The sequence below is a fragment of the Hungatella sp. genome (assembly GCF_046966825.1).
On record NZ_JBKVCZ010000222.1, the window covers coordinates 5,176 to 5,989 of the forward strand.

Sequence of the window (814 nt, forward strand, 5' to 3'; positions counted from 1 at the left end):
CTGCCGCCGCCCCGGTATACCGGTCACAAAGGCCAGATCGATACGGTGCTGCGTTTCCTGGAGTGCGGAGAACTGCCGCCGGAGAGCAGCGCGGACGGCCGCCTGGCGCTGGAGGTGATAACCGCCATATACCAGTCGGGCTTTACGGGACAGACGGTTACGCTTCCGCTGTCTGGAGATGCACCCCTTTATACGAAAAAAGGATTTATGGCGAATGGAAAGCATTTTTATGAGAAAGAGGCGCATCAGAAATGAGGCGCTGTGGAGGACGGAAATCATGCACGGACGGAGAGACTTCTGCTGGCTGGCAAAACAGGTGCAAAACAAAAACATAATTACTTATTATCTGGATGATGGGAAGAAAACGGCAGTTACAGAGACTATAGAGCGGGAAATGCCGCTGCTGTTTAAAGAAATCAGACGATCCGGTTCGCCGGATGCCTCGATTGCTTTTTTGCCGGGAGATGAAGCGGCCCTGGGGACAGAAGGGTACCGGATCGGGGAGACGGAGGCCGGTTATAAGATAGAAAGCGCGTCTCCTGTGGGATATTTATACGGCATGTACGGGCTGCACCGGCTTCTGACCGCACAAAATGAGGCTGGATTTCCGTATGAGTCGGTACCGGATCAGAGCATCCGCATGATCGATCATTGGGATAATTTCGACGGTTCCATCGAGCGTGGTTACGCGGGAGAGTCCATTTTTTACGATCACAACACCTTTCGGGGAGATACGGAGCTTATCCGGCAGTATGCAAGGCTGCTGGCCTCGGTGGGGATCAATGCGGTTCTGATCAACAATGTCGATGTACAC

At 53.3% G+C, this 814-nt stretch carries 1 protein-coding gene and 1 pseudogene; both read left to right on the forward strand.

The annotated features are described in order from the left end of the window. Nucleotides 1-255: pseudogene (locus tag ACLTD4_RS32560) on the forward strand (gfo/Idh/MocA family oxidoreductase); the annotation flags it as partial. After that, nucleotides 230-814: glycoside hydrolase family 20 zincin-like fold domain-containing protein (locus tag ACLTD4_RS32565; protein WP_412331906.1), on the forward strand; the 585-nt coding region annotated here is incomplete at its 3' end. The pseudogene ACLTD4_RS32560 and the gene ACLTD4_RS32565, both read left to right, overlap by 26 nt.